At 72.4% G+C, this 25424-nt stretch carries 20 protein-coding genes and 1 pseudogene; 17 read left to right on the top strand and 4 right to left on the bottom strand.

Annotated features, from left to right (window positions below; all coding sequences use genetic code 11):
- Positions 1 to 61 precede the first annotated feature (61 nt).
- From JIW86_RS11995 to JIW86_RS11925, 16 genes and pseudogenes are all read left to right on the top strand, one after another.
- The gene (locus JIW86_RS11995; RefSeq protein ID WP_257553744.1) at positions 62 to 2431 is read left to right on the top strand and encodes a collagenase; all 2370 of its coding nucleotides are present in this window, start codon (positions 62 to 64) and stop codon (positions 2429 to 2431) included.
- A 70-nt stretch (positions 2432 to 2501) separates the two neighbouring features.
- Complete coding sequence (locus JIW86_RS11990) at positions 2502 to 3662, top strand: NAD(P)/FAD-dependent oxidoreductase (RefSeq protein WP_257553743.1); 1161 nt, start codon at positions 2502 to 2504, stop codon at positions 3660 to 3662.
- A complete protein-coding gene (locus JIW86_RS11985) occupies positions 3659 to 3988 on the top strand; it encodes a (2Fe-2S)-binding protein (protein WP_257553742.1) in 330 nt (109 codons plus the stop codon). The genes JIW86_RS11990 and JIW86_RS11985 overlap by 4 nt, the downstream gene beginning before the upstream one ends.
- Positions 3969 to 5387: an NAD(P)/FAD-dependent oxidoreductase gene (locus JIW86_RS11980; protein WP_257553741.1), complete on the top strand. Its 1419-nt coding sequence runs from the start codon at positions 3969 to 3971 to the stop codon at positions 5385 to 5387. Before JIW86_RS11985 ends, JIW86_RS11980 begins: the two co-directional genes overlap by 20 nt.
- A gap of 76 nt (positions 5388 to 5463) precedes the next feature.
- On the top strand, positions 5464 to 6402 hold the full coding sequence (locus JIW86_RS11975; RefSeq protein WP_257553740.1) for a dihydrodipicolinate synthase family protein: 939 nt from the start codon (positions 5464 to 5466) through the stop codon (positions 6400 to 6402).
- Positions 6403 to 6438: 36 nt separating this feature from the next.
- Positions 6439 to 7443: a proline racemase family protein gene (locus JIW86_RS11970; protein ID WP_257553739.1), complete on the top strand. Its 1005-nt coding sequence runs from the start codon at positions 6439 to 6441 to the stop codon at positions 7441 to 7443.
- Complete coding sequence (locus JIW86_RS11965) at positions 7440 to 8456, top strand: proline racemase family protein (protein ID WP_257553738.1); 1017 nt, start codon at positions 7440 to 7442, stop codon at positions 8454 to 8456. Before JIW86_RS11970 ends, JIW86_RS11965 begins: the two co-directional genes overlap by 4 nt.
- Positions 8453 to 9415 carry an ornithine cyclodeaminase family protein gene (locus JIW86_RS11960; protein WP_215142325.1) on the top strand — a complete coding sequence of 321 codons (963 nt, stop codon included), beginning with the start codon at positions 8453 to 8455 and terminating at the stop codon, positions 9413 to 9415. Before JIW86_RS11965 ends, JIW86_RS11960 begins: the two co-directional genes overlap by 4 nt.
- Positions 9416 to 9471: 56 nt before the next feature.
- Positions 9472 to 10182: a GntR family transcriptional regulator gene (locus JIW86_RS11955; RefSeq protein ID WP_215142323.1), complete on the top strand. Its 711-nt coding sequence runs from the start codon at positions 9472 to 9474 to the stop codon at positions 10180 to 10182.
- Positions 10183 to 10340: 158 nt separating this feature from the next.
- A complete protein-coding gene (locus JIW86_RS11950) occupies positions 10341 to 11096 on the top strand; it encodes a hypothetical protein (protein WP_416237553.1) in 756 nt (251 codons plus the stop codon).
- A gap of 265 nt (positions 11097 to 11361) precedes the next feature.
- Entirely contained in the window at positions 11362 to 13104 is a 1743-nt protein-coding gene (locus JIW86_RS11945) for an ABC transporter substrate-binding protein (RefSeq protein WP_257553736.1), read from the top strand.
- Between the two features lie 97 nt (positions 13105 to 13201).
- Positions 13202 to 13285, top strand: a pseudogene (locus tag JIW86_RS42175) (hypothetical protein); the annotation flags it as partial.
- Complete coding sequence (locus JIW86_RS11940) at positions 13274 to 14080, top strand: ABC transporter permease (protein WP_416237677.1); 807 nt, start codon at positions 13274 to 13276, stop codon at positions 14078 to 14080. The pseudogene JIW86_RS42175 and the gene JIW86_RS11940, both read left to right, overlap by 12 nt.
- Entirely contained in the window at positions 14077 to 15063 is a 987-nt protein-coding gene (locus tag JIW86_RS11935; protein WP_257553734.1) for an ABC transporter permease, read from the top strand. The genes JIW86_RS11940 and JIW86_RS11935 overlap by 4 nt, the downstream gene beginning before the upstream one ends.
- Positions 15063 to 16073 (top strand): ABC transporter ATP-binding protein, encoded by a 1011-nt coding sequence (locus tag JIW86_RS11930; RefSeq protein ID WP_257553733.1) that lies wholly within the window; start codon positions 15063 to 15065, stop codon positions 16071 to 16073. The genes JIW86_RS11935 and JIW86_RS11930 overlap by 1 nt, the downstream gene beginning before the upstream one ends.
- On the top strand, positions 16070 to 17047 hold the full coding sequence (locus JIW86_RS11925) for an ABC transporter ATP-binding protein (RefSeq protein ID WP_257553732.1): 978 nt from the start codon (positions 16070 to 16072) through the stop codon (positions 17045 to 17047). Before JIW86_RS11930 ends, JIW86_RS11925 begins: the two co-directional genes overlap by 4 nt.
- A 120-nt stretch (positions 17048 to 17167) precedes the next feature.
- On the opposite strand, the gene JIW86_RS11920 is transcribed toward JIW86_RS11925, so the two are convergent.
- Entirely contained in the window at positions 17168 to 19258 is a 2091-nt protein-coding gene (locus tag JIW86_RS11920) for a S9 family peptidase (protein ID WP_257553731.1), read from the bottom strand.
- A gap of 83 nt (positions 19259 to 19341) precedes the next feature.
- On the opposite strand from JIW86_RS11920, the gene JIW86_RS11915 reads away from it, so the two are divergent.
- Positions 19342 to 20889: an MFS transporter gene (locus tag JIW86_RS11915; RefSeq protein ID WP_257553730.1), complete on the top strand. Its 1548-nt coding sequence runs from the start codon at positions 19342 to 19344 to the stop codon at positions 20887 to 20889.
- Positions 20890 to 20898: 9 nt separating this feature from the next.
- Here the strand turns inward: JIW86_RS11915 and JIW86_RS11910 are convergent, their stop codons facing one another.
- The 3 genes from JIW86_RS11910 to JIW86_RS11900 form a co-directional block, all read right to left on the bottom strand.
- A complete protein-coding gene (locus tag JIW86_RS11910) occupies positions 20899 to 21459 on the bottom strand; it encodes a hypothetical protein (protein WP_257553729.1) in 561 nt (186 codons plus the stop codon).
- Between the two features lie 26 nt (positions 21460 to 21485).
- Positions 21486 to 22868, bottom strand: coding sequence for a cytochrome P450 (locus JIW86_RS11905; protein ID WP_257559295.1), 1383 nt, complete (start codon positions 22866 to 22868; stop codon positions 21486 to 21488).
- Between the two features lie 686 nt (positions 22869 to 23554).
- Positions 23555 to 25084 carry a helix-turn-helix domain-containing protein gene (locus JIW86_RS11900; RefSeq protein WP_215144574.1) on the bottom strand — a complete coding sequence of 510 codons (1530 nt, stop codon included), beginning with the start codon at positions 25082 to 25084 and terminating at the stop codon, positions 23555 to 23557.
- Positions 25085 to 25424: the final 340 nt, after the last annotated feature.

The following is a 25424-nucleotide window of genomic DNA, read 5'->3' as shown; positions in this document are numbered from 1 at the left end:
GTGACGCAGGGCCGTTCAACGCACCACCCCCCACCTCACCCTCTCCAACCAGGAGTTCTCGGTGTCCAAGCACAGAGCTGTGCGCTCGTCCCTCCTCGCCTCCGCCGTCGCTGTGACGCTCCTCGCCTCCGCCGGGCAGGCCACCACGCAGGCCGCGGAAGCCCCGGTGCCGGCCACGTTCGCCGGGGCCCAGACCGACCCGGCGCCCGCCGCGAACCCGTTCGACGAGGTCGACCACCTCGCCAACGCCCCCGAGACGACCCCCGCCCCCGCCCCGGCCCCCGGCGGGCAGGCCCTCACCGGGCAGATCCCCGGCGCGGCCACGGCCGCCTCCGCGCCCGCCGAGCGCACCGAGAAGAGCCGCAAGGCGGCGGCCCAGACGGCCCCCACCGCACGGAGCGTCGCGGCGGGCGTCCCCTGCACCCTCGACGGGATCACCAGCCTCGGCCCGGAGCAGTTCGCCGACTTCCTCGCCGACCAGGCCGTCCTCGCCGACGGCTGCCTGCGCGGCCTGATCTGGACCTGGGACGCCCGCCTGGCCCCCGTGATGTCCGATGCGCACGTCCAGGCCGTCTCGCGTCGGATATCCGGCCTGGCCGCTGCCCACGACGGCCGCAACTCCTCCCACCTGGAGGAGATGTTCACCTACCTGCACGCGGTCGCCTACCACGACTACTCGCGCGACGAGATCGACGTCACCGACGCGCCGACCGTGAACGCCATGCGCCAGGCCATCGCCGATTTCGGCAGCGCCGCCCACACCTTCGACGTCACGGCCTCCAACGCCCGCACCCTGCGCGAGGCCCTCTACGCCGGCAGCGCACCGAGCCTGCGCCAGCACCAGCTGGGCCTCATCAAGAAGGTCCTGGCCACCATGGACCCGGCCCACCCGGCCACCCACCTGGACGCCGGCTGGGCGGGCGCGGCGCTCGCCGGCCTCTCCGTCAACTACCTCGGCGTCTACGACGGCAACCACGACACCGCCTTCCAGGCGGCGGTGGCGGCCGACCCCGCGTACCGCGCGGTCTTCAAGGCCTTCTCGGGCTACACCCACCTCAAGGGCACCGGCAACGCCTGGGTGGTGCGCGACGCACTCGGCGAGTACGGCCGCTTCGGCCAGATCCCGGCCCTCAAGGACCAGGTCGTCGCCGACCTCGGCGCCCTGCTGGGGCCGGTGAAGTCCGCCTTCGGCAGCGAGCCGTGGGCCAAGCTCGTCTCCTGGCTCAACTACTACCAGGCGTGCAAGCAGTACGGGGTCTGCAAGGAGGACATCGAGAAGCAGCTCTTCCCGAACACCTTCACCTACGACAACGGCGCCATCAAGGTCCGCACCGCCCTCGACCGGGCCACCGTCGACCAGCTCTACTACGCCAGCAAGCAGGTCAAGACCCAGTACCACCGGGTCCTCGGCACGGACCAGCCGCTCGCCGGAGACCCCAACACCACCCTGAACATCGTGCTCTACGCCTCCCGCGCCGACTACGAGAACTACCACCCGATCCTGACCGGCTACGGCACCAACAACGGTGGCATCTACATCGAGAACGGCGCCACCTTCTACACCTACCAGCGCCGCGTCCCGCAGGACTCCTCCCTCACCCTCGAGGAGCTCTTCCGCCACGAGTACACGCACTACCTCAACGGCCGCTTCGCCGTCCCCGGCTTCTTCGGCGAAGGCCCCTGGTACGAGGGCGACCGTACGACCGCCATGGACGAGGGCACGGCCGAGTTCTTCGACGGCGCCACCCGCGACAACGGCATCGCCGTCCGCAAGTCCCTGGTCAAGAGCATCATCAGCGACACCTCGGGCGGCGGCCCGCGCATGTCCGTCGAGCAGCTGCTGAACGCCACCTACGACGGCGACGGCTTCCGCTTCTACAGCTACGCCGGCACCTTCTTCGAGTTCCTGTGGACCGAGAAGCCCACGCTGCTGCGTGAGATGTACACCCACCTCCGCAACAACGACGTCGCGGCGTACGACGCCTGGCGCCACCGGATGGGCGCCGACACCTACCTCCAGCGCGACTACGACCGCTTCCTGGACGCGCAGATCGCCAAGGTGGACCAGCTCTTCGTGCCGAACACCTCCTTCACCCCCAACGACCAGCTGCGCGACTCGGCGCTGGCCTCGGTGAAGTCCTCCTTCGCCACGGCCACCTACAGCACCCCGGACTGCGTGGAGAACGGCGACCCCGGCAAGCGCCGCTTCACCTGTACCGGGCGGATCACCGCGAACCTGAAGAACTGGCGCAGTGACGACCAGAACTTCAAGGACATGTCCGAGACGGTCGACTACTTCATACTCGACCGCTCCGGTACGGCCTCCAACAACCTGGCCGACATGAACTGCTCCTTCGGGCCGGTGGAGATCTGGTCGAACAAGGTGGCGGGTACGTCGAGTTACAGCTGTGAGGGCCCGCTCCGCAGCTGATCCCTACCGGACCGGCCCTCCTCGGAGGGCCGGTCTGGGCAGCCACTAAAGAATGTGACATATTACTGTCGTGCTCAAGAGACACTCCCTGGACGCCGTCATCATCGGCGCCGGCGTCGTCGGAGCGGCGTGCGCGTACTACGCGGCCCGCGCCGGACTCTCCGTGGCCGTGGTCGACCGAGGCCCGGTCGCGGGCGGCACGACGGGCGCCGGCGAAGGCAACCTGCTCGTCTCCGACAAGGAGGCGGGCCCGGAGCTCGACCTCGCCCTGCTCTCCACCGGGCTGTGGCGCGAGCTCGCCGCCGTCCTCCCGCAGGAGATCGAGTACGAGGCCAAGGGCGGCCTCGTCGTCGCCCCGGACCAGGCTTCGCTCGAAGCCCTGCGGAGCTTCGCCGAAGGCCAGCGCAAGGCCGGGGTCGACGCGATCGAGGCGGCGGCTGGCGACCTGCGCACCCTGGAGCCCCATCTGGCCCCGGGCCTCGCGGGAGGCTTCCGCTACCCGCAGGACGCCCAGGTCCAGCCCGCCCAGGCGGCGGCCCGGCTGCTGGCCGCGTCGGGCGCCGAGGTCCACCTCGGCGAGGAGGTGACGGGCTTCGTGCGCTCCGGCGAGGCCGTCTGCGGGGTCCGCACCGCGCGCCGCGAACTCCTGGCCCCCGCCGTGGTGAACGCGGCGGGCACCTGGGCCGGGGCCGTCGCGGAGCTCGCGGGCGTGAGCCTGCCCGTCCTCCCGCGCCGCGGCTTCGTGCTGGTGACCGAGCCGCTGCCCAGGATGGTCCGGCACAAGGTCTACGCCGCCGACTACATCGCGGACGTCGCCAGCGGCTCCGCGGCCCTGCAGTCCTCGGCCGTGGTCGAGGGCACCCCGGCGGGCCCGGTCCTGATCGGGGCCACCCGCGAACGCGTCGGCTTCGACCGCACCCTGTCCACGGAGGCCCTGCGCCGCCTCGCCGCCCAGGCGGCGGCCCTCTTCCCGGTCCTCGCGGACGTCCGGGTGCTGCGCACCTATCACGGCTTCCGCCCCTACCTCCCCGACCACCTCCCGGCGATCGGCCCGGACCCGCGCCGTCCCGGACTGCTGCACGCCTGCGGGCACGAGGGCGCGGGCATCGGCCTGGCCCCGGCCACCGGCGCCCTGATCGCAGCCGCCCTGACGGGAGCCGAACCGGCGGTCTCCCTGGCCCCGTTCCGTCCCGACCGATTTCCCGACCGAGCCGCGGAGGCGTCCCGATGAAGGCACACGACCGCGACCGCACCCCCCGCTCGCTCGTCGGCGGCAGCCCGTTGTCCGCCCACACCATCGGCTTCGACGGCCGCGAACTGCCTGCGCAGGAGGGCCAGTCCATCGCCGCCGTGCTGTGGTCGGCCGGGATCCTCGCCTGGCGCACCACCCGCGAGGGCGGCGCCCCGCGCGGCGCCTTCTGCGGGATCGGCAGCTGCTACGACTGCCTCGTCACCGTCAACGGCCGCCCGAACCAGCGGGCCTGCCTGGTCCCCGCCCGACCGGGGGACACCGTCACCACCCAGGAGGGAACCGGCCATGCCGACCTCGCCGTCTGAGCCGGACGCCTCCGGGCCCGCCGACCTCGCCGACCTCGCCGTCGTCGGCGCCGGACCGGCCGGCCTGGCCGCAGCCGTCACGGCCGCCGGCCTCGGCCTGCGCGTCACCCTCCTCGACGCGGGGGAGCAGCCCGGCGGGCAGTTCTACCGGCACCCCGCGCCCGGCCTCGGCGCCGCCCGCCCCGAGGCCCTCCACCACGCCTGGCCCGAGTTCGCCACCCGCGAAGCCGCCCTGCGCGCCCACGTGTCGGCGGGCCGCATCACGTACCTGACGGCCCACCACGTGTGGACCGTGGTGCCGGACGGCGGCCACTGGGTGCTGCACGCCGTCGCGGGGCCGGAGGAGCGCGCGGCGGCGGTCCACGCCCGCGCCCTGCTCATCGCCACCGGCGCCTACGAGCGCCAACTGCCCTTCCCCGGCTGGACCCTGCCCGGGGTCGTCGGGGCCGGCGGGGCCCAGGCCATGCTCAAGGCCGGGCTCGTACTGCCCGGCAAGCGCGTGGTCGTCGCCGGGAGCGGCCCGCTGCTGCTCGCGGTGGCCGGGTCCCTCGCCGCCGCGGGAGCCACCGTCCCCGCGGTCGTCGAGGCCGCCGCCTACATCGCGTACGCCGCCCGGACCCCGGTGCTGCTGCGCAACCCCGGCAAGCTCGCCGAGGCCGCCGCCTACGGCGCCGCGCTGGCCAGGCACCGCATCCGCCTCCTCACCCGGCACGCCGTCACCGAGGCCCACGGCACCGACCGGGTCGAGGCCGTCACCGTCGCCCGCCTCGACCGCGACTGGCGCCCGCTGCCCGGTACCGCCCGCCGGATCCCCTGCGACGCCCTCGCCGTCGGCCACGGCCTGGTGCCCCAGCTGGAGCTCGCCACCGGCCTCGGCTGCGCCACCCGCCGCAGCCCCGACGGCACCGTGGCCCTCGAGCTGGACGCCGGGATGCGGACCTCCGTCCCCGGTGTCTGGTCCGCGGGCGAGACAGGCGGCATCGGCGGCGCCGGACTCGCCCTCGCCGAAGGGGAGATCGCGGCCCACTCGATCGCCGGACGGCCCGCCCCCGCCGGGCTCGTCCGCCGCCGCGCGCGGCTGCGCGCCTTCGCCGACGCGATGGGCGCCGCCCACCGCCCGGGCCCCGGCTGGACCGGCTGGCTCCGGGACGACGCCGTCGTGTGCCGCTGCGAGGAGGTGCCGGCCGGCCGGATCCGCGAGGCCGCCGGGGAACTCGGCGCGCGGGACGCCCGTACGGTCAAACTCCTCACCCGGGCGGGCATGGGCTGGTGCCAGGGCCGGATGTGCGGCCCGGCCGTGGCCGCCCTCGCCGGTGAGGCCCCGGCGCCCGACCGGCGGCCGCTGTCCTGCCCGGTCCCGCTGCGCCTGCTCGCCGAACTTCCCCCGGACGCGCACTGATCGGACCGTCCCCGGCCCTTGTGGCCGACTCGCACCCACTAGTAAAATGTCACACACCACACTAGGGAGTCACCTCATGACCCACGCGCCCACCCCCGCGCCCCGCCCGGCCACCGGCACGGACACCCGCACCCGCCCCTGGCACGGCATCATGGTCGCCACCGCGCTGCCCCTGCGCGAGGACCTCAGCGTCGACTACGACGCCTACGCCGAGCACGTGGCCTGGCTGATCGCCAACGGCTGCGACGGCGTGGTCCCCAACGGCTCCCTCGGCGAGTACCAGACCCTCGACGACGAGGAGCGGGCCCGCGTCGTCCGTACCGCCGTCGAGGCCGCGGGCGACGGATCCCGCGTCATGCCCGGAGTCGCCGCCTACGGCAGCGCCGAAGCCCGCCGCTGGGCCGAGCAGGCCGCCGAGGCCGGGGCCGGCTCCGTACTCCTGCTGCCCCCCAACGCCTTCCGGGCCGACGAGGAGACCGTACGCGCCCACTACGCCGAGGTCGCCCGCGCCGGGCTGCCCGTCGTCGCGTACAACAACCCGTACGACACCAAGGTCGACCTGGTCCCGGCCCTGCTGGCCCGGCTGCACGCCGACGGATCCATCGTCGCCGTCAAGGAGTTCAGCGGGGACGTGCGCCGCGCCTACGAGATCGCCGAACTCGCCCCCGGCCTGGACCTGCTCATCGGCGCCGACGACGTCCTCCTCGAACTCGCCCTCGCGGGCGCCGTCGGCTGGATAGCCGGCTACCCCAACGCCCTGCCGCAGTCCTGCGCCACCCTCTACCGGGCCGCCGTCGCCGGTGACCTCGCCACCGCCCTGCCGCTCTACAAGTCCCTGCACTCCCTGCTGCGCTGGGACTCCAAGACCGAGTTCGTCCAGGCCATCAAGCTCTCCATGGACCTGGCGGGCCGCCCCGGCGGCGCCACCCGCCCGCCGCGCTTCCCGCTCACCGGCGACACCGAGGCCGCCGTCCGCGCCGCCACCGAGAAGGCCCTCGCCGAGGGTCTCAACTAGCACCCTGTCGGATAACACCCTGTCGGAGGGGACTCCATGCGTACGCGCCACGTCTACCACGCGGTGGACTCGCACACCGAGGGCATGCCGACCCGCGTCATCACCGGGGGCATCGGGGTGATCCCCGGCGCCACGATGGCCGAGAAGCGGCTCCACTTCATCGAGCACACGGACCACGTGCGGACGCTGCTCATGTACGAGCCGCGCGGGCACGCCGCGATGAGCGGCGCCATCCTCCAGCCGCCCACCCGGCCCGACGCCGACTTCGGCGTGCTCTACATCGAGGTGTCGGGCCTGCTGCCGATGTGCGGGCACGGGACCATCGGGGTGGCCACCGTGCTGGTCGAGACCGGCATGGTGCCCGTCGTCGAGCCGGTCACCACCGTCCGGCTCGACACCCCGGCCGGACTGGTGAGCGTCGACGTCCGGGTGGAGGACGGCGCGGCCACCGCGGTCACCCTCACCAACGTCCCGTCCTTCTGCGTAGGGCTCGACCTGAAGGCCGAGGTCCCCGGCTTCGGCACGGTCACCTACGACCTCGCCTACGGCGGAAACTTCTACGCCTTCGTCGAACTCGACGACCTCGGGCTCCCCTTCGACCGCGCCCGCAAGGACGAGCTGCTCACCGCCGGGCTCGCGATCATGGACGCGATCAACGGCTCCGGGGACCGGCCCGTCCACCCCGAGAACCCCTCCATCGCCGGGGTCAAGCACGTCTACCTCGCCGCCCCCGGCTCCGACGCCCGCCGCTCCAGGCACGCGATGGCCATCCACCCGGGCTGGTTCGACCGCTCGCCCTGCGGTACGGGCACCAGCGCGCGCATGGCCCAGCTGCACGCCCGCGGCCTGCTGGAGCTCGGCGCGGACTTCGTCAACGAGTCCTTCATCGGCACCGAGTTCACCGGCCGCCTCGTCGGCGAGACCACCGTCGGCGGGCTCCCGGCCGTGGTCCCCACCGTCACCGGCCGGGCCTGGATCACGGGCACCGCCCAGTACTTCCTCGACCCGGCCGACCCCTTCCCCGGAGGCTTCCTGCTGTGAGCACCGTCCGAACGGTGGACTACCACACCGCCGGCGAGCCCTTCCGCATCGTCGACTGCGGCGCGGAGGGCCTGGCCGTGCCCGGTGACACCGTCGCCGAACGCTGTGCCACCGCCATCGGCCCCGGAGGATCCGGAACCGCACCGCGCCGCGGGGCACTGGACGACGTACGGCGCCTGCTGGTGCAGGAGCCGCGCGGGCACGCCGGGATGTACGGGGGCTTCGTCGTCCCGCCCGACGACGACGGGGCCCACTTCGGGGTGCTCTTCTGGCACAAGGACGGCTACTCCACCGCCTGCGGCCACGGCGCCATGGCCCTCGGCGTCTGGGCCGTGGACACCGGCCGGGTCGCCGCACCCGACGACGGGGACGCCCAGGTGCGCATCGACGTGCCGTCGGGCCGGGTCACCGCGACCGTGCACCGGGACGGGGGCCGCACCACCGGTGTCACCTTCCGCAACGTCCCGGCCCGGGTGAGCGCCCGCAAGGTGCCGGTGGCGACCACCCTCGGCATGGCGGAGGTGGACCTCGCGCACGCCGGGGCCTGCTACGCCTCGGTCGCCGCCCGCGACCTCGGCCTCGACGTCTCCCGGGCCTCGCTGCCCGCGCTTGTGCGGGCCGGCCAGGAGATCCGTGCCGCGCTGGCCACCCACCCGGCCACCTGGCACCCCGACGGCCCGCTCCTGTCCGGGGTCTACGGGGTGATCCTGTACGAGGAGCTCCCCGGCACTCCCTTCGGGCCGCACCAGCGCAACGTCACCGTCTTCGCCGACGGTCAGATCGACCGCTCGCCCTGCGGCTCGGGCACCTCGACGCGGCTCGCGCTGCTCGCGGAAGACGGGCGGCTCGGTCCGGGCGAGGACCTGCTGCACGAGTCGGTCATGGGCACGGTGTTCACCGGACGGATGCTCCCCGGTGGCGTCACCGAGGTCACCGGCACCGCCTACCGCACCGGTGAACACGCCTTCACGGCCGACCCGTACGACGCCCTCGGCGCGGGGTTTTTGCTATGAGCGGACCTGCTGTGATCCCGCAACTGACCGCCGAGCAGACGGCCGGGCTGCTCACCCCGGCCGCCGCGGCCGACGCACTGGCCGCCGCCCTGCGGGGCGGCCTCGACCCGGAGGGCTGCCCGCAGCGCACCGCCCTCCCCGTACCCGGCGGTGGCGAACTGCTGCTGATGCCGGCCGCGTCCGGGACGTACGCCGGGGTGAAGATCGCCGGGGTCGCGCCGGGCAATCCGGCTCGCGGGCTGCCCCGGATCACCGGGTCCTACCTGCTGCTGGACGGGCCGACCCTGCGCCCGCTCGCCCTGCTCGACGGCGCGGCGCTGACCGCCCTGCGCACCCCGGCGGTCTCCGCCCTCGCGCTGCGCCACCTGGCGCCGGCCGGGCGGCCGCTGCGACTGGTGCTCTTCGGCTCGGGTCCGCAGGCGTACGGGCACCTCGAAGCGACGCTCGCGGTACGGGAGTTGGCCGAGGTGGTGGTCGTCGCCCGCAGGCCCGAGGGCGCGGAGAAGCTCGCCGCGCACGCCCGCAGCCTGGGCCCGGCCGCCCGCACGGGCACCCCCGAGGACGTGGCCGGCGCCGATCTGGTCGTCTGCTGCACCACGGCCCGGGAACCCCTCTTCGACGGGCGGCTGGTGGGCCCCGGGGCAACGGTCGTCGCCGTCGGTTCGCACGAGCCGGAGGCCCGGGAGACGGACACCGCCCTCGTGCGACGCGCGGCGGTGTACGTGGAGTCGCGCGCGGCGGCCCTGCGCGAGGCGGGGGACCTGCTGGTCCCGGAGGCCGAGGGCGCCATCGGGCCCGGCCACATCACCGGCACCCTCGCGGACCTCGTCACGGGCCGGATGCCCGTGGGCGGGACGCCGGGTTGTCCACAGCTCTTCAAGAGTGTGGGCATGGCCTGGGAAGATCTTGCCGTGGCGGTCGCGCTGTTCCAGGCCGCCGGGGCGAGCAGCGAAACGTGACATTGTACGCTGTTCCTCTGCCCATCGCCGGTGTAGGGCGTCTCGGAGGAAATGCAATGGGTGACCTGAAGCAGCACAGTCTCATCAAGGCCCAGGAACGGCTCCGCGACCAGGTCGGCCACGCCCTCCGAGCAGCCCTGATAGCGGGTGAGCTGCGCCCCGGAAGCGTCTACTCCGCCCCCGGGCTCGCGGCCGAACTCGGCGTTTCGGCCACGCCGGTGCGCGAGGCGATGCTCGACCTCGCCCGCGAGGGCCTGGTCGAACCTGTCCGCAACAAGGGGTTCCGCATCACCGAGGTCAGCGAGCGCGACCTCGACCAGTACACCGAGCTGCGCACGATGATCGAGGTGCCGACCATCGGGCGGATCACGAAGATCGCCACGGCCGAGCAACTGGAGGCGCTGCGTCCCATCGCGCAGGAGATCGTCACCAGCGCCCGCGAGCACAACCTGATCGGCTACCTGGAGGCGGACCGCCGCTTCCACCTCACGTTGCTCGGGCTCGCGGGCAACGACCGCCTCGTCGAGACGGTCGGCGACCTGCGCAAGCGGTCCCGGCTGTACGGGCTGACCGGTCTGGACGAGGCCGGCAAGCTGGTGTCCTCGGCGGAGGAGCACCTCGAACTGCTCGACCTGATGCTCTCCGGTGACGCCGCGGCGGCCGAGGCCTGCATGGTCCGCCACCTCGGCCACGTCCGCTCCCTGTGGGCCCAGGGCCGCGACGAGCCCGTTGGCCGCACCCCGGGAGGCCTCGGCTCCGGCGTCTAGCACGGGTGAACGGGAGGGTTCGCCGGGCCGGCGGCCTGCGCCGGGCGGGTGGGCCTCGTGGTGCCACCGGGTGACGGATGCGGACGAAGGTCGGTTGCGTCGGAAATTCGGCTAATAACACCGAGTCCTGTGCACCGAGCGAAGAGGTTGTGCCGACCGTGTTGAAGACTGCAATTCGGATCGCTTCCGCCGCCGTCCTGGTCACCGTCTCGTTGGGGGTCGGCTCGCCCGCCGGCGCCGCGGCGGATCCGTACCCGGGCACCCCGCAGCAGATCCGCGACACCGGCCCCTGCGGCCCGACCGGCGGCTACCGTGCGTCGGAGTGGCTGCAGACCACGACGGACCCCACGATCCAGCCGGAGGTGGACCTGGCCGCGGTGAGCGAGGCCTGGTACTGGCGGCACGACGTGAACACGCTGTGGCGGGGCGACTCGCGGGACCCCCAGACGATCTTCCCCACCGGCTTCAAGCCGCGGGGCACGGACCTCACGCCGCTGTTGCAGTGGATCACCGGGGGCGGCCAGCAGCCGAACGCCGCGCACGTGAGCACCAGTTGTGAGCGGTGGGTGGCGCAGGAATTCGCCGCGGGGGGCGGGGCCGACGGCTGGGTGTACGCGATCCAGGCTCCCGGCGGGATCGACGTCAACGCCACCGCACGGCAGACCGGCCTCGTGTCGACCTTCCTGTGGAACAAGGAGATCGACTTCCCCGGCGGCATTGAAGGCAGGTTCATCGAGGGGGCTTGCCAGTACCACTTCGTCGGCCGGGACCCGCAGACGAACGACCGCATCTACCGCAACCTCGGCTGTGTGACGAACCCTGACTTCCGTCCGGTCTCGGCCCCGGGCAAGCACAAGGACAAGGACAGGGACAAGGGCAAGCACAAGGAACCCATGGTCGGTGCGCAGCACTGATCTGATCCCGGGCGGGAGTGGGTGCCGCTCCGGCCGTCCGTCGTGACGCGCGGCGCCAGGTGGTGACGGGGTGAAGGCCCTCGACCGCCTGGCGCCGCGCGTTGTCGGGGCCTCCCGTGGAGTGACAGGACCGACTCAACTCGCCTTCGAGTGCCCGGATTTGGACACGGCTGGATAACGGGCCGCTCAACCCCTTGTCAGTACAATTTCACATTACTATGTTACCGGTCACATCCTAAAGCGCGGCCCTTCACTGGAGTGACCCATGACCAAGCGCACCCAACTCGCCCTCGCCACCGCTCTGGTGGCGGCACTCGCACTCGGCGCCTCGGGCTGCTCCGACACCAAGAAGGGCTCCGCGGGCGGCGGCGCGTCCAACCCCGCCGCCGCCAACGACGGCAAGATCCTCGGCGGCAGCCCGGTCAAGGGCGGCACCCTGACCGTCCTGTCCAACCAGGACTTCGCGCACCTCGACCCCGCCCGCAACTGGGTCATGCCGACCATGGACTTCGGCACGCGGCTGCTCTACCGCACCCTGGTGACCTTCAAGGCCGAGCCGGGCAAGGGCGGCAGCGAGCTCGTTCCCGACCTCGCCACCGACCTGGGCACTCCCTCCAACGGCGGCCGCACCTGGACCTTCACCCTCAAGGAGGGCGTCAAGTACGAGGACGGCTCGCCCGTCAAGGCCCAGGACGTCAAGTACAACGTCGAGCGCTCCTTCGCCCCCGACCTCACCGGCGGCCCCGACTACGCGGCCCAGTACCTGGCCGGGACCGAGGGCTACAAGGGCCCGCTCCAGGGGCAGCACCTCGACTCCGTGAAGACCCCCGACGACCGCACGATCGTCTTCGAGCTCAAGCGGCCCGTCGCCGAGTTCTCCGCGACCGCCACCCTGCCCACCTTCTCGCCCGTACCCCAGTCCCAGGAGAAGGGCACCCAGTACGACGCCCGCCCGTTCTCCTCCGGCCCGTACAAGATCGAGTCGTACGACCGCGACAAGAAGCTGGTCCTGGTCCGCAACGAGCACTGGGACACGAAGACCGACACCGTGCGCAAGGCCTACCCGGACAAGTTCGTCGTCGTCATGGGCCTCAAGGGCGGCCAGATCGACGACCGCATCATCGCCGGGGAGGGCGCCGACGCCTCCACCGTCCAGTACGCCGACATGCGCCCCGAGAGCGCCCCCAAGGTGCTGCCCAAGCCGGACGTCAAGGCGCGCCTGATCGCGGAGTCCAAGGGCTGTACCGAGATGCTCTACCTGAACAACTCCCGCGCCCCCTTCGACGACCCCAAGGTCCGCGAGGCCATGCAGTACGCCGTCGACAAGGAGGCCGTGGTCACCGCGGGCGGCGGCCCGGCCCTCAACGAGATCGCCACCGCCTACCTGCCCCCGGCCCTGACCGGCGGCAAGCAGGCCGACACGCTGAAGATCGCCCCGGCCGGCGACCCGGCCAAGGCCAAGGAACTGCTGAAGGCCGCCGGCAAGGAGAAGCTCAAGGTCTCCCTGTCCGTCTCCACCGGTGACAAGGGCGCCGCCGAGGCCATCCAGCAGGGCCTGTCCCGCGCGGGCATCGAGGTCGTCATCGACACCGTCGACCCGGGCGCGTACTACGACGTCATCGGCGACCTCGCCACCACCCCCGACATGACCTTCACCGGCTGGTGCCCCGACTACCCGTCCGGCTCCACCTGGATCCCCTTCGTCTTCGACGGACGCACCATCAAGGACAAGGGCAACCAGGGCAACTACAGCCAGTTCCGCGACGAGGCGACCATCAAGCGGATCGACGAGATCAACAACATGGCCGACGCGAAGCAGGCCAATCAGGCCTGGATCGACCTGGACGCGGAGCTCATGAAGAAGTCCCCGTCCATCCCGATCCTGCTGGAGCGCAAGCCGCTGCTCGTCGGCCCCAACATCGCCGGCGCGTTCGGCCACCCCGTGTGGACCGGCGAGATCGACTACGCGACGGTCGGCCTCAAGGACCCGTCGAAGAGCCAGGGCTGAGGAATCCGGAGCCACCGCCACCATGACCGCCACCACCCCGGTCCCCGACGCCGTCAAAGCCGGGCCCGCGGCAGCGCCCGGCAGCAGCCCCTGGCAGCTCGCCCGGCGGGAACTCCGCCGCCGCCCCGCCGTCCGCGTCAGCCTCTGCCTCGTCCTCCTCTTCGTCCTCATGGCCGTCACCGCCCCCTGGCTGGGCGCGCTCGGCGGCTGGTCCCCGGAGGAGTTCGACAAGACCGCCATCGACCCCTACCTCGGGGGCCTGCCGCTGGGCTCCTTCGGCGGGATCGGCCCCGAGCACTGGCTCGGCGTCGAACCCGTCACCGGCCGCGACCTGTTCGCCCGCGTGGTCCACGGCGCGCAGGTCTCCCTGCTCATCGCCTTCGCCGCCACCGCCATCGTGGTGGTCGCGGGCACCGCCGCCGGAATCGCCGCCGGCTACTTCGGCGGCCGCACCGACGCGATCCTGTCCCGGCTCATGGACCTCACCATGTCCTTCCCCTCCCTGATCTTCATGATCGCGATGCTGTCCGTGGCCAAGGACGTCAACCGGATCGTCCTCATGACCGCCGTGATCGGGGTCTTCGGCTGGCCCGGCGTCGCCCGCGTCGTCCGCGGCCAGTCGCTCTCCCTCAAACACCGTGAGTACGTGGACGCCGCCCGCGTCGGCGGTTCGAGCTCCTGGCGGATCCTGACCCGCGACATCCTCCCCGGCGTCTCGGGCCCGGTCATCGCCTACACCACCCTGCTCATCCCCGGCATGATCAGCACCGAGGCCGCGCTCAGCTACCTCGGCGTGGGCGTCCGCCCGCCCACCCCCTCCTGGGGCCAGATGATCGCCGAGTCCGTCGCCTTCTACGAGACCGATCCCATGTACTTCGTCATCCCGAGCGTCTTCCTCTTCCTCGCCGTGCTCGCCTTCACCCTGCTCGGCGACGCCCTGCGCGACATCCTCGACCCGAGGGGCGGCCGCAGTTGATCTTCTACCTCGCCCGCCGGCTCCTGGCCCTGGCCGGTGTGCTCCTCGCCATCGCCGCCGTCACCTTCCTCATCTTCTACGTCCTGCCCTCCGACCCGGCCGCGGCCGCCTGCGGCAAGACCTGCAGCGCCGAGCGGCTGGCCGACGTACGGGCGTACCTGGGGCTCGACCAGCCCCTGTGGCGCCAGTTCACCGACTTCCTGACCGGCATCTTCACCGGCCGCACCCTCGGCACCGGCCAGTACGCCGTCCAGTGCGACTTCCCGTGCCTGGGCTACTCGTACGAGAACTCCCTGCCCGTCTGGGACCTGCTCATGGACCGGCTTCCGGTCTCCGCCTCCCTCGCCGTCGGCGCCGCCGCGCTCTGGCTCGTGCTGGGCCTGGGCGCCGGGGTCACCGCCGCCCTGCGCAAGGACACCGCCACCGACAAGGCCCTGATGGTCGGCGCCGTCGCCGCGGCCTCCCTGCCCGTCTACTTCACCTCCGTGATGCTGATCTACGGGGTCATCCGCATCGCCGGCCTGCTGCCCTATCCCACCTACCAGGCCTTCACCGACAACCCGCTCGCCTGGGCCTCCAACCTCCTCCTGCCCTGGACCGCGCTCGCGCTGCTGTACGCCGCCATGTACGCACGCCAGAGCCGGGGTTCGATGATCGAGGCGATGGCCGAGCCGTACATCCGTACCGCCCGCGCCAAGGGCATGCCCGAGCGCACCGTCGTCGTCAAACACGGACTGCGCTCCGGGATGACCCCCATCCTCACCATCTTCGGAATGGACCTCGGCGGACTGCTCGCCGGAGCCGTGATCACCGAGTCCATCTTCGGACTCCCCGGTATCGGGCGGCTGTTCTACGGGGCGCTGGTCAGTTCGGACCAGCCCGTGGTCCTCGGGGTCACCCTGCTCGCCGCCTTCTTCATCGTCGTCGCCAACCTCGCCGTCGACCTCCTCTACGCCGTGATCGACCCGAGGGTGAGGTACTGATGGCCGCGGAAAACACCGCCCCGCTCCTCGAAGTGCGCGATCTGCGCGTCACGTTCACCACCCCGCGCGGCACCGTACGGGCCGTCGACTCGCTCGGCTTCACCGTCGAGGCGGGCCGCACCCTCGGCATCGTCGGCGAGTCCGGCTCCGGCAAGTCGGTCACCTCGCTGGCCGTCATGGGCCTGCACCGGGGCGCGGCCGAGGTAACCGGCTCCGTGGCCCTCTCCGGACGGGAGCTGACCGCTCTCTCCGAACGGGAACTGTCCAAGATCCGCGGCCGCAAGGTGGCGATGATCTTCCAGGACCCGCTCTCCAGCCTCCACCCCTACTACACGGTGGGCGAGCAGATCGCCGAGCACTTCCGGGTGCACTTCAAGGCCGGGAGGGCCGCCGCGCGCAAACGGGCCGTCGACATGCTCGGCGAGGTCGGCATCCCGGAACCGGCCCGCCGGGCGGGGGAGTACCCGCACCAGTTCTCCGGTGGCATGCGCCAGCGCGCGATGATCGCCATGGCCCTGGCATGCGAACCCGACCTGCTGATCGCCGACGAGCCCACCACCGCCCTGGACGTCACCGTGCAGGCCCAGATCCTGGAGCTGATCGCCACGCTCCAGCAGGAGCGCGGCCTCGGCGTCGTGATGATCACCCACGACCTGGGGGTGGTTGCCCGCGTCGCCCACGAGGTGCTGGTCATGTACGGCGGCCGGGCCGCCGAACAGGCCCCGGTCGACGACCTGTTCGCGGAGCCCGCGCACCCCTACACCCGGGGCCTGCTCGACTCGCTGCCCCGCCTCGACACTGCCGACGACGAACCGCTGCCCTTCATCCCCGGCTCCCCGCCGTCCCTGCTCGCACCGGCCCCGGGCTGCGCCTTCGCACCGCGCTGCCCGCGCGCCGCGGCCCGCTGCACCGACGCACGCCCGGAGCTGGAGACGTACGGGGACGCGCCGGGCCGGACGGTGGCCTGCCACTTCGCCGGCGCCCGCACCGCCGAGGAGGCGGCCCGATGACCACGACCGACCCGCTCCTGTCCGTACGGGACCTCACCATGACCTTCCCCGGGAAGCGGTCCGCGACCGGGCGCCGGGGGGCGCCCGTGCGCGCCGTGGACGGGGTCTCCTTCGACCTGGCGGCCGGTCAGACCCTGGGCCTGGTCGGGGAATCGGGCTGCGGGAAGTCCACCACCGGCCGGATGCTCGTACGCCTCCTGGAACCCACCTCGGGCCGCGTCGCCTTCGACGGCAAGGACATCAGCCGGCTCTCCCAGGGAGCCATGCGCCCGCTGCGCAAGAACATCCAGATGGTCTTCCAGGACCCGCACTCCTCCCTCAACCCCCGCCAGACGGTGGCCCGCATCATCTCCGACCCGCTGCTGGTGCAGGGCTGGAGCGCGACGGACGCCCGCCGCCGGGCCGCCGAACTGATGGACCTGGTGGGCCTGATCCCCGAACACATCGACCGCTACCCGCACGAGTTCTCCGGCGGCCAGGCCCAGCGCATCGGCATCGCCCGCTCGCTGGCCACCAGCCCCCGGCTGATCGTCGCCGACGAGCCGGTCTCCGCCCTCGACGTCTCCGTACAGGCACAGATCGTCAACCTGATGGAACGGCTGCGCGCGGAGCTGGGCCTCGCCTACGTGTTCATCGCGCACGACCTCTCCGTCGTCAAACGGGTCAGCGACCGCGTCGCCGTCATGTACCTCGGCAGGATCGTCGAGATCGGGGACAAGGCATCCCTCTACGAGAACCCCCAGCACCCCTACACCCGGGCGCTGTTGTCCGCCGTACCGCTGCCCGACCCGGCGGCGGAACGGCGGCGCGAGCGGATCGTCCTCCTCGGCGACCCCCCGAGCCCGGCCGCCCCGCCCCCGGGCTGCACCTTCCACCCCCGCTGCCCCAAGGCGCAGCAGATCTGCCGCACCGAACGCCCACTGCTGCAGCTCGCCGCCTCAAGAGAGGTGGCTTGTCACTTCCCGGGTGACTGACGGGGATCACGGGAAGGCAGGGCCCCGGAGCCAATGACGTCTCCGGGGCCCTTCGGCCAGTTTCGCCCGGGCGGTCCGGCCGGGGAGTCCCGCCCGGACTTCGTCCGCCTCGCCCCGGAATCAGCCGAGTTCCCTCCTGAAGAACTCCAGCTCCAGAGCCATCACCTTCTCCCTCGTTCCGCCCGGGGTCATGTGGGTGACACCGGGCAGCGCCAGCAGCTGGTGCGGGCGGCCCGCGTCCGTCAGGGCCTGTGAGAGGCGCAGGGTGTGGGAGGGGTGGACGTTGTCGTCGGCCAGGCCGGTGACCAGCAGCAGCGGGCGGGTCAGCTTCGGGGCGTCCGCGAGGAGCGAGTCCCGCTCGTAGACCTCCGGGTTGTCCTGGGGCAGGCCCAGGTACCGCTCGGTGTACGCCGTGTCGTAGTGCCGGAAGTCGGTCGGTGCCGCGCCCGCGGCCGCCGCGTGGAAGACGTCCGGGCGGCGCAGCACCGCCATCGCCGACAGGTAGCCGCCGTAGGACCAGCCGCGGACGCCGACCCGGCCGAGGTCGAGATCCGGGTGCCGGGCGCCGAGGGCCCGGAGCGCCGCCACCTGGTCCTCCAGGGTGACCTCGGAGAACCCGCGGTACATGGCGTGCGTGAAGGCGGGGGAGACGTACGGGGTGCCGCGGTTGTCGACGGTCACCACCGCGAAGCCCTGGTCGGCCCACCACTGCTTGGCCTGCCAGCGGCGGGGCTCGGCGCTGACGTCCTGATAGCCGGGGCCGCCGTACGCGTCGACGAGGACCGGGAGCCGCCGGCCGGGGACGTGGTCGCGGGGGAGGACCAGGGCGGTGGGGACGCCGTGCTCGGTGACCCGCTCCAGGACCGGCACGACCCGGTACGGCAGCGGCCGGGACAGGTCGACGGGGGTGAACTCCCGCCCGTCGGCGGTGCGTACGAGGCGCCGGATCCCGTCGGCGTCGGCGGAGGTCAGCAGCAGGGTCCCGGCGCCGGCCTGGACGCTGTGCACCCCGGGCCCGTCGGCGAGCGGCGCGAGCGATCCGGTCGCGGGGTCGAGCAGGAGCACCTGCTGCTCGGCGGGGTCCCGCAGCCCGGCCTCGATCAGCAGCCGGCCCTCGTGTACCCCGGCCACGCGGCGGACCTGGAGGCCGTCGCCGGTCAGCGGCGCGCCGTCGACCGCGAGGGCGCGGGCATCACCGGGGGCGTCGGCGGCGGTCAGCATCCGCCCGTCGGGGAGGCGGGCGGGGGTGCCGGGGAGGGGGTCCACCCACTGCGGGTGCACGGTGCGGGACAGTTCCCGGGTCCGGCCGGTGGCCGGGTCGGCGCAGAGCAGCAGCACCGTCTGCTGGAGCCGGTCCTGGACGGTCAGCAGGATCTCCCCCGTCGATTCCCAGCCGGCGTCGGAGAGGTACGGGTAGCTCTCCGCGTCCCAGTCCAGCCGTACCCGCGCCCCGTCCGGGCCGAGCACCCACAGCTGCACCTCGGCGTTGGGCCCGCCCGCCTCGGGGTACGCGAAGTCCCCGGCCGGGAGCTCGGGGTGCGCGGGATCGGCGAAGTACCGCCGCTGGAGGGCGGATTCGACGACGCGGGCGGCCAGCAGGGTGCCCCCGTCCGGGGACCACCAGTGCCCGCGGGAGCGGCCCAGCTCCTCGGCGGCCGCGAACTCGGCGAGGCCCCAGCGGGCCCCGTCGGCGGGGCTGACCCGGCCGCCCGGGGCTACGTACAGGGCGTCGGCGCTGACGTACGCGGTGCGGGAGCCGTCGTGGTTGGGGCGCGGGTCCAGGGCGGGTCCGGCGGCCGGGATCGGCGCGGGCTGCCCGGTCCCGTCGGCGGTGACCTCGTACAGCCGCCCGTAGAGGGCGAAGACGGCGCGCCGGCCGTCGCCGGAGAGCGCGTACGAGCCGATCCCGGCGGCGACGAGGCGTATCCGCTCGCGGAGCCGGCGCTCGGCGGCGGGGAGCTCGGGGAGGCCGGGGAGCCCGGCGCGCGCGCCCGGCTCGCGGCGCAGCTCGGGGCACAGCTCGAGGGGATCGGCAAGGCGGGACTCGGTTCCGGTGGCCGTGTCGAGGACCCAGAGGCTGTCGAAGGGGTCGGTGGGGCCGGTGGACCGGAGGAACCAGAGCAGCCGTCCTTCGTCCCCGAAAGCGAAGGCGCGCGGGGCGCCGTACGTGAACCGGGCGGTGCTCGCGGAGAGCCTGAGGAAGTCATCCATGATCGTAGTGTGACATGTGAAATATCACATGGACTAGGCCGTTCGAGTGGTGACCCCACGTGTGCGGGCTTAGCGTCGACAGGGTGGACCCGAACGCATCGCCGACCAGCACCGGGACCGACGGCAAGGTCCGAGGGAGCGGGAACGGGCTCGCCCTGTTCGTCATCGCCTCCTGCCAGCTCATGGTGGTTCTCGACATCACCATCGTGAACATCGCGCTGCCGCACATCCAGACCGCCCTCGGCTTCTCCACCGAGAGCCTCTCCTGGGTGGTCAACGCCTACACCCTCACGTTCGGCGGACTGCTGCTGCTCGGCGGGCGCACCGGCGACATCCTCGGCCGCAAGCGGGTCTTCATCTTCGGCATCCTGCTCTTCGGACTGGCCTCGCTGCTGGGCGGATTTGCCCAGAACTCCGGCCAGCTGATGGCCGCCCGGGCCCTCCAGGGCGTCGGCGGCGCCATCGCCTCGCCGACCTCCCTCGCGCTGATCACCACCATCTTCCGCGAAGGGCCCGCCCGTAACCGGGCGTTCGGCGTGTTCGCCGCGGTCTCGGCCGGCGGCGGCGCGATCGGGCTGCTCGCCGGCGGCATCCTCGTCGAATGGCTCAACTGGCGCTGGGTGCTCTTTGTCAACGTCCCCATCGCCTTGCTCATAGCCGGCATGGCCGTGAAGGTCATCCACGAGTCCGAACGCCACCCCGGACACTTCGACTTCGCGGGCGCGCTGCTGTCCACCCTGGGCATGGTCTCGCTCGTCTACGGATTCATCCGCGCCGCCCAGGACGGCTGGCGCGACCCGGTGACGCTCGGCTCCTTCGGCGCCGCGGTGGTCCTGCTGAGCCTCTTCATCGTCAACGAGCGGCGCTCGCCCCAGCCGATCACCCCGCTGCACATGTTCGCCGACCGCAACCGGGCCGGAACCTACGGGATCATGCTCATGCTCGCCTGCGCGATCTTCGGCATGTTCTTCTTCCTGACGCTCTTCGTGCAGAACGTGCTCGGCTTCAGCCCCCTCCAGGCGGGCTTCGCCTTCCTGCCCGTCAGCGTCATGATCGCGGTGGCGGCCGGGATCACCTCGCAGCTGCTGCCCAAGTTCGGGCCCAAGCCCTTCATGGTCACCGGCGCGCTCTGCTGTGCGGCCGGACTGGCCTGGCTGACGCAGACCGACATCGACTCGACGTACATGGGCAGCATCTTCGGCCCCATGCTGGTGTTCGCCACCGGCATGGGCCTGCAGTTCGTCTCGCTTACCCTGATGGCGCTGTCCAACGTCCCCGACCGGGAGTCGGGCGCGGCATCCGGACTGCTGAACGCGACGCAGCAGGTCGGTGGTTCGCTCGGCCTGTCGATCCTGGTGACCGTCTTCGGCACGGCCAGCCGCAACGAGGCCAGGGAAACGGCGCCGGGCTTCCTGCGCACGGCCACCCCCGACCAGCTGGCCTTCTTCCGGCGCACGGGACAGTTCCCTAAGCCGTGGAGCGACCAGGTGCTCACCTCGGGCATCAGCGCGGCCTTCGTCGTGGCGGCCCTGTTCACCCTGGTCGGGGCGGTGATCGCGATGTTCGTCATCCAGGTCCGGCCCTCGGACCTGGCACGTCTCCAGGGCAACCACACACCGACGAAGGTCTAGTTCGTCCAGCTAGCCATCTGCCCAGCCACCCAGTGCACCGCGCAGCCGGGCGGCGTCCGCGCGGGTGTTCATCCGCAGGGCCACCGAGGAGCCGTCCGTGAAGACCAGGTCCACCCGGCACGGCCGGCGGCGCAGCCGCGGGACGCGGCGCAGGCCGCAGGCGGCGGTGTACGACTCGCGTGCGGGGTCGCCGCGGCCCCAGGGCGGCCGGACCACTACCTTCCCCGCCGTCGCGGCGAACGTGCCGTACGGGCCCACGGTCTCGGTGCGCCAGTGCGTCCAGTGGAAGCCGTGCAGGGCCAGGGCGAGGCGGCCGGCCTCGCCGTCCCAGCCGCCCCGCAGGGCCGGGCCGTGGAAGAGCCGCCCGACCAGACGGGCTGCCCGCTCGAACGGGTCGGCGAGCGCCGACACCGCGTCGGCGAGGTCGTCGGGCAGCGCCGTCAGGAACCGGACGAGGAAGAAGCCGCCGATCCGGCGGAGCAGCCGCTCCGGGGCGGGAGAGCCGGGCAGCATCGCCCGCGCGGGCCGCCGTACGTAGGGGGACAGTCTCCCCGGGAGCTCCTCGTCCATCCGGCCATGATGGCCGATGGCCCCCGCTAACGGTCCAGGCGACGTACCCGGCAGCGCGCCGGACCGTCCGTCTGCAGGGTGATGCCGGCGCTGACCGGGATCTCGGTGTCCACGGCCTCGAACTCGTACGCCCGCAGGGTCACCGCCAGTGCGATCACCGATTCCAGCATCGAGAAGTGCTGCCCGATGCACGCGCGCGGGCCGCCTCCGAAGGGGAACCACGCGTAGCGCGGCCGGCCGGCCTCCGCCTCCGGGGTGAACCGCTCCGGGTCGAAGCGGTCCGGGTCCGGCCAGTGGAGCGGATGGCGGTGCGTCACCCACGGCGCCAGGATCACGTTCGCGCCCGCGGGGATGGTGTGCCCGTCGACCTCGGTGGCGGCGACGGCGTTGCGGCCGATGACCGGGGCGGCCGGGTAGAGCCGCATCGTCTCCTTCAGGACCTGGGTGAGGTACGGGAGCCGGTCCAGGTCGGCGGCCTCGGGCGTACGGTCGCCCAGGACCCGCCTGATCTCCTCGCGCGCCCGCTTCTGCTCCTCGGGGTGACGGGCCAGCAGGTGCAGGGCGAAGGCGAGGGAGGTGGCGGTCGTCTCGTGCCCGGCGAGCAGGAAGATCAGCACCTGGTCGCGCAGTTCGGAGGCGTCGAACTCCCCGTCGTCCGAGCTCTTGGCGGCGGCGAGCAGCGTCAGCAGGTCCTCGCCGGGGCTGTCCGCGGGGGCGGAGCGCCGCTCGCCGATGATCTTGTCGCAGACCGCGTAGAGCTCGTCCAACGCGGCGGCCGCCCGCTTGTTGGCCGGGGTCGGCCAGCTGCGCGGGAAGTTGGCGGGGGAGTAGCCGCGGCGCAGCACGTATTCCGTGATGACCGGAAAACACCGGTCCACGACGTCGACGGTGGCCTCCACGTCGGTGCCGAACAGGATCCGGGCGACCGCGCGCAGCGCCAGGTGCATCATCTGGTCGGCGACGTCGACGACGCCGTCCGGGGCCTGCTCCCAGGAGGCGACGACCGCTTCGGTCTCGGCGGCGACGGCCCCCGCGTACCCGTCCACCCGGCGCCGGGTGAACAGCGGCTGGACCAGCCGGCGCTGGCGCAGGTAGTCCTCGTCCTGGCTGGTCAGCAGACCGTTGCCGAAGGAGTCCCGGATCTCCTGGTAGAAGGGGTTGTCCTTGCGGAAGTTGGCCGACTCCGAGGCGAGCACCTGCTGCGCGCCCTCCGCGGAGAACACGCAGTACAGCTCGACGCGCAGCCCGGGCGGTCCGGCGGTGATCCGTACGACGTCCCCGTGCTGCTGTCTGGCCCGCAGATAGGTGCCGAGGGAGTCCGACTTGAGCTCGAAGAGCGACCCCAGCAACGGCACCCCCGCGAGAGCGGGGACCTCGGTACCGACACCCGTCTTCGCCCCGACCGCCATGACGCCCCCTCGTTTCGTGACCAACGGTCCGATTCTGCCGGTCCGCGCGCTCCGGCGGTCAGGATCCGCGCCTGATCAGGCCGAATACCGACGATGGGTCACTTGCCGTATGGGGCCGCCCGATCGGCTGCGCCGAGGTCGTCGTCATCGACGAGCCGGCCTCCAGCGGCGGCACCAGCCCTGGGAAGATCACCTACATCGCCGCGCAGGACTTCAACCCCGCGACCCTGTGCCACGAGCTCGGCTACCGCTTCGGCGCGGAAGACGCGTGGGGGATGCTGAACGGGGTGCTGGAGCGCTACGTGGACCCCCTGGTGCGTGATGGGGATACTCGGGCCCACGTACCCGGTGCCCGGCCTCGGCGACGCCGGCACACCCGACCTCGATCGGGCCGGCCCAACGCGCGGCGGCGAACGGCGAGCTCCCCGCACTGGCGGAGCGCACCCGCGCCGCAGCCGCCGAACTGGCCGACCGGACGGCCCGGCTCTCGGCCGCCCCCCCCGTCCGCTCCCCGCTGGAAGAGGCGCTGCGCTACGTCACCGAACTCCGCCGGAACGGCACCCGCCCCGACCCCGCCCGGCCGGCCGCGGTCGAGGCCGCCCTCGCCGCGGCCGCCACCGAGCGGTGAGGTCCGAGCGAACGCCGCTCCCCTTGCCGATCCCGGCGCTCCAGGCGTGGAACAGTACCTAGATGTCCCTGAAGATCTCGATCTGGGCGCCCACCGAGTTGAGGCGCTCGGCCAGTTCCTCGTAGCCGCGGTTGATGACGTAGACGTTGCGGAGCACCGAGGTGCCCTCCGCCGCCATCATCGCGAGGAGGACCACCACCGCCGGGCGCAGCGCCGGCGGGCACATCATCTCCGCCGCGCGCCAGCGGGTGGGGCCCTCGACCAGGACGCGGTGCGGGTCCAGGAGCTGGAGGCGGCCGCCGAGGCGGTTGAGGTCGGTCAGGTAGATGGCGCGGTTGTCGTAGACCCAGTCGTGGATCAGGGTCTGGCCCTGGGCGACGGCGGCGATGGCCGCGAAGAACGGGACGTTGTCGATGTTCAGCCCGGGGAACGGCATCGGGTGGATCTTGTCGATCGGGGCTTCGAGCTTGGAGGGGCGGACCGTGAGGTCGACCAGCCGGGTGCGGCCGTTGTCGGCGGTGTACTCCGCCGAGCGGTCGTGGTCCAGGCCCATCTCCTCCAAGACCGCGAGCTCGATCTCCATGAACTCGATCGGGACCCGGCGGATGGTCAGCTCCGACTCCGTGACCACCGCGGCGGCGAGCAGGCTCATCGCCTCGACCGGGTCCTCGGAGGGGGAGTAGTCCACGTCCACGTCGATGTGCGGGATGCCGTGGACGGTGAGGGTCGTGGTGCCGATGCCCTCGACCTTGACGCCCAGCGCCTCCAGGAAGAAGCACAGGTCCTGGACCATGTAGTTGGAGGAGGCGTTGCGGATGACCGTGACGCCGTCGTGCCGGGCGGCGGCCAGGAGGGCGTTCTCGGTGACCGTGTCCCCGCGTTCGGTCAGCACGATCGGGCGGTCGGGGGAGACCCCGGTCGCGACCCGCGCGTGGTAGATGCCCTCGGTCGCGGTGATGTCCAGGCCGAAGCGGCGCAGGGCGATCATGTGCGGCTCGATGGTGCGGGTGCCGAGGTCGCAGCCGCCGGCGTACGGGAGGCGGAACTGGTCCATGCGGTGCAGCAGGGGGCCCAGGAACATGATGATGCTCCGGGTCCGGCGGGCCGCATCCGCGTCCATGGCCTCCATGTCGAGGCGGGCCGGCGGGATCAGCTCCAGGTCCACGCCGTCGTTGATCCAGCGGGTGCGGACACCGATGGAGTTCAGTACCTCGAGCAGGCGGTAGACCTCCTCGATGCGGGCGACCCGCCTCAGCACCGTACGGCCCTTGTTGAGCAACGAGGCGCACAGCAGGGCGACACAGGCGTTCTTGCTCGTCTTGACGTCGATGGCACCGGACAGCCGACGGCCGCCGACGACGCGCAGGTGCATCGGACCGGCGTAGCCGAGAGAGACGATTTCACTGTCGAGCGCCTCGCCGATGCGGGCGATCATCTCAAGGCTGATGTTCTGGTTGCCGCGCTCGATCCGGTTCACGGCGCTCTGGCTGGTGCCGAGTGCGTCGGCGAGCTGACTCTGTGTCCAGCCCCGGTGCTGCCGGGCGTCACGGATGAGCTTGCCGATGCGTACGAGGTAGTCGTCTGCCATGGCTGCACCGTATCTCAGATATGAGATGTTGATCGCGCGGGGTAGGCCGAACGGGTGTTACCGACCGTCAGGTCCCATGGTGGGGCAGGCGGGTGTGTCCTGCTCGACGAGTTGATCGAGGGGTCCCGTGGCGTCCCATTTGGGCGCGTCTGTCCTACTCGGTCCCTCAACTGCTCCGGCCGTCGCGTGTCCGCCGGGGCCGGGGCGCTCGACTGGGGCCGGGCCGCCCGGCGTCGCCCCACCCGCCGGTCTCTGCCCGATACCCGCCCGATCCGGGCGTGCCGGGGCCGCGCCACAGGTGCGCGCCTCGTCCCCGCGCCCGGACATGTACTAGAGTTAT

The sequence above is a fragment of the Streptomyces sp. NBC_00162 genome (assembly GCF_024611995.1).
In the GTDB taxonomy this organism is placed as follows: Bacteria; Actinomycetota; Actinomycetes; order Streptomycetales; family Streptomycetaceae; genus Streptomyces.
The sequence above is the reverse complement of the archived record's forward strand: the minus strand, read 5'-3'. Positions and strand labels throughout refer to the sequence as shown.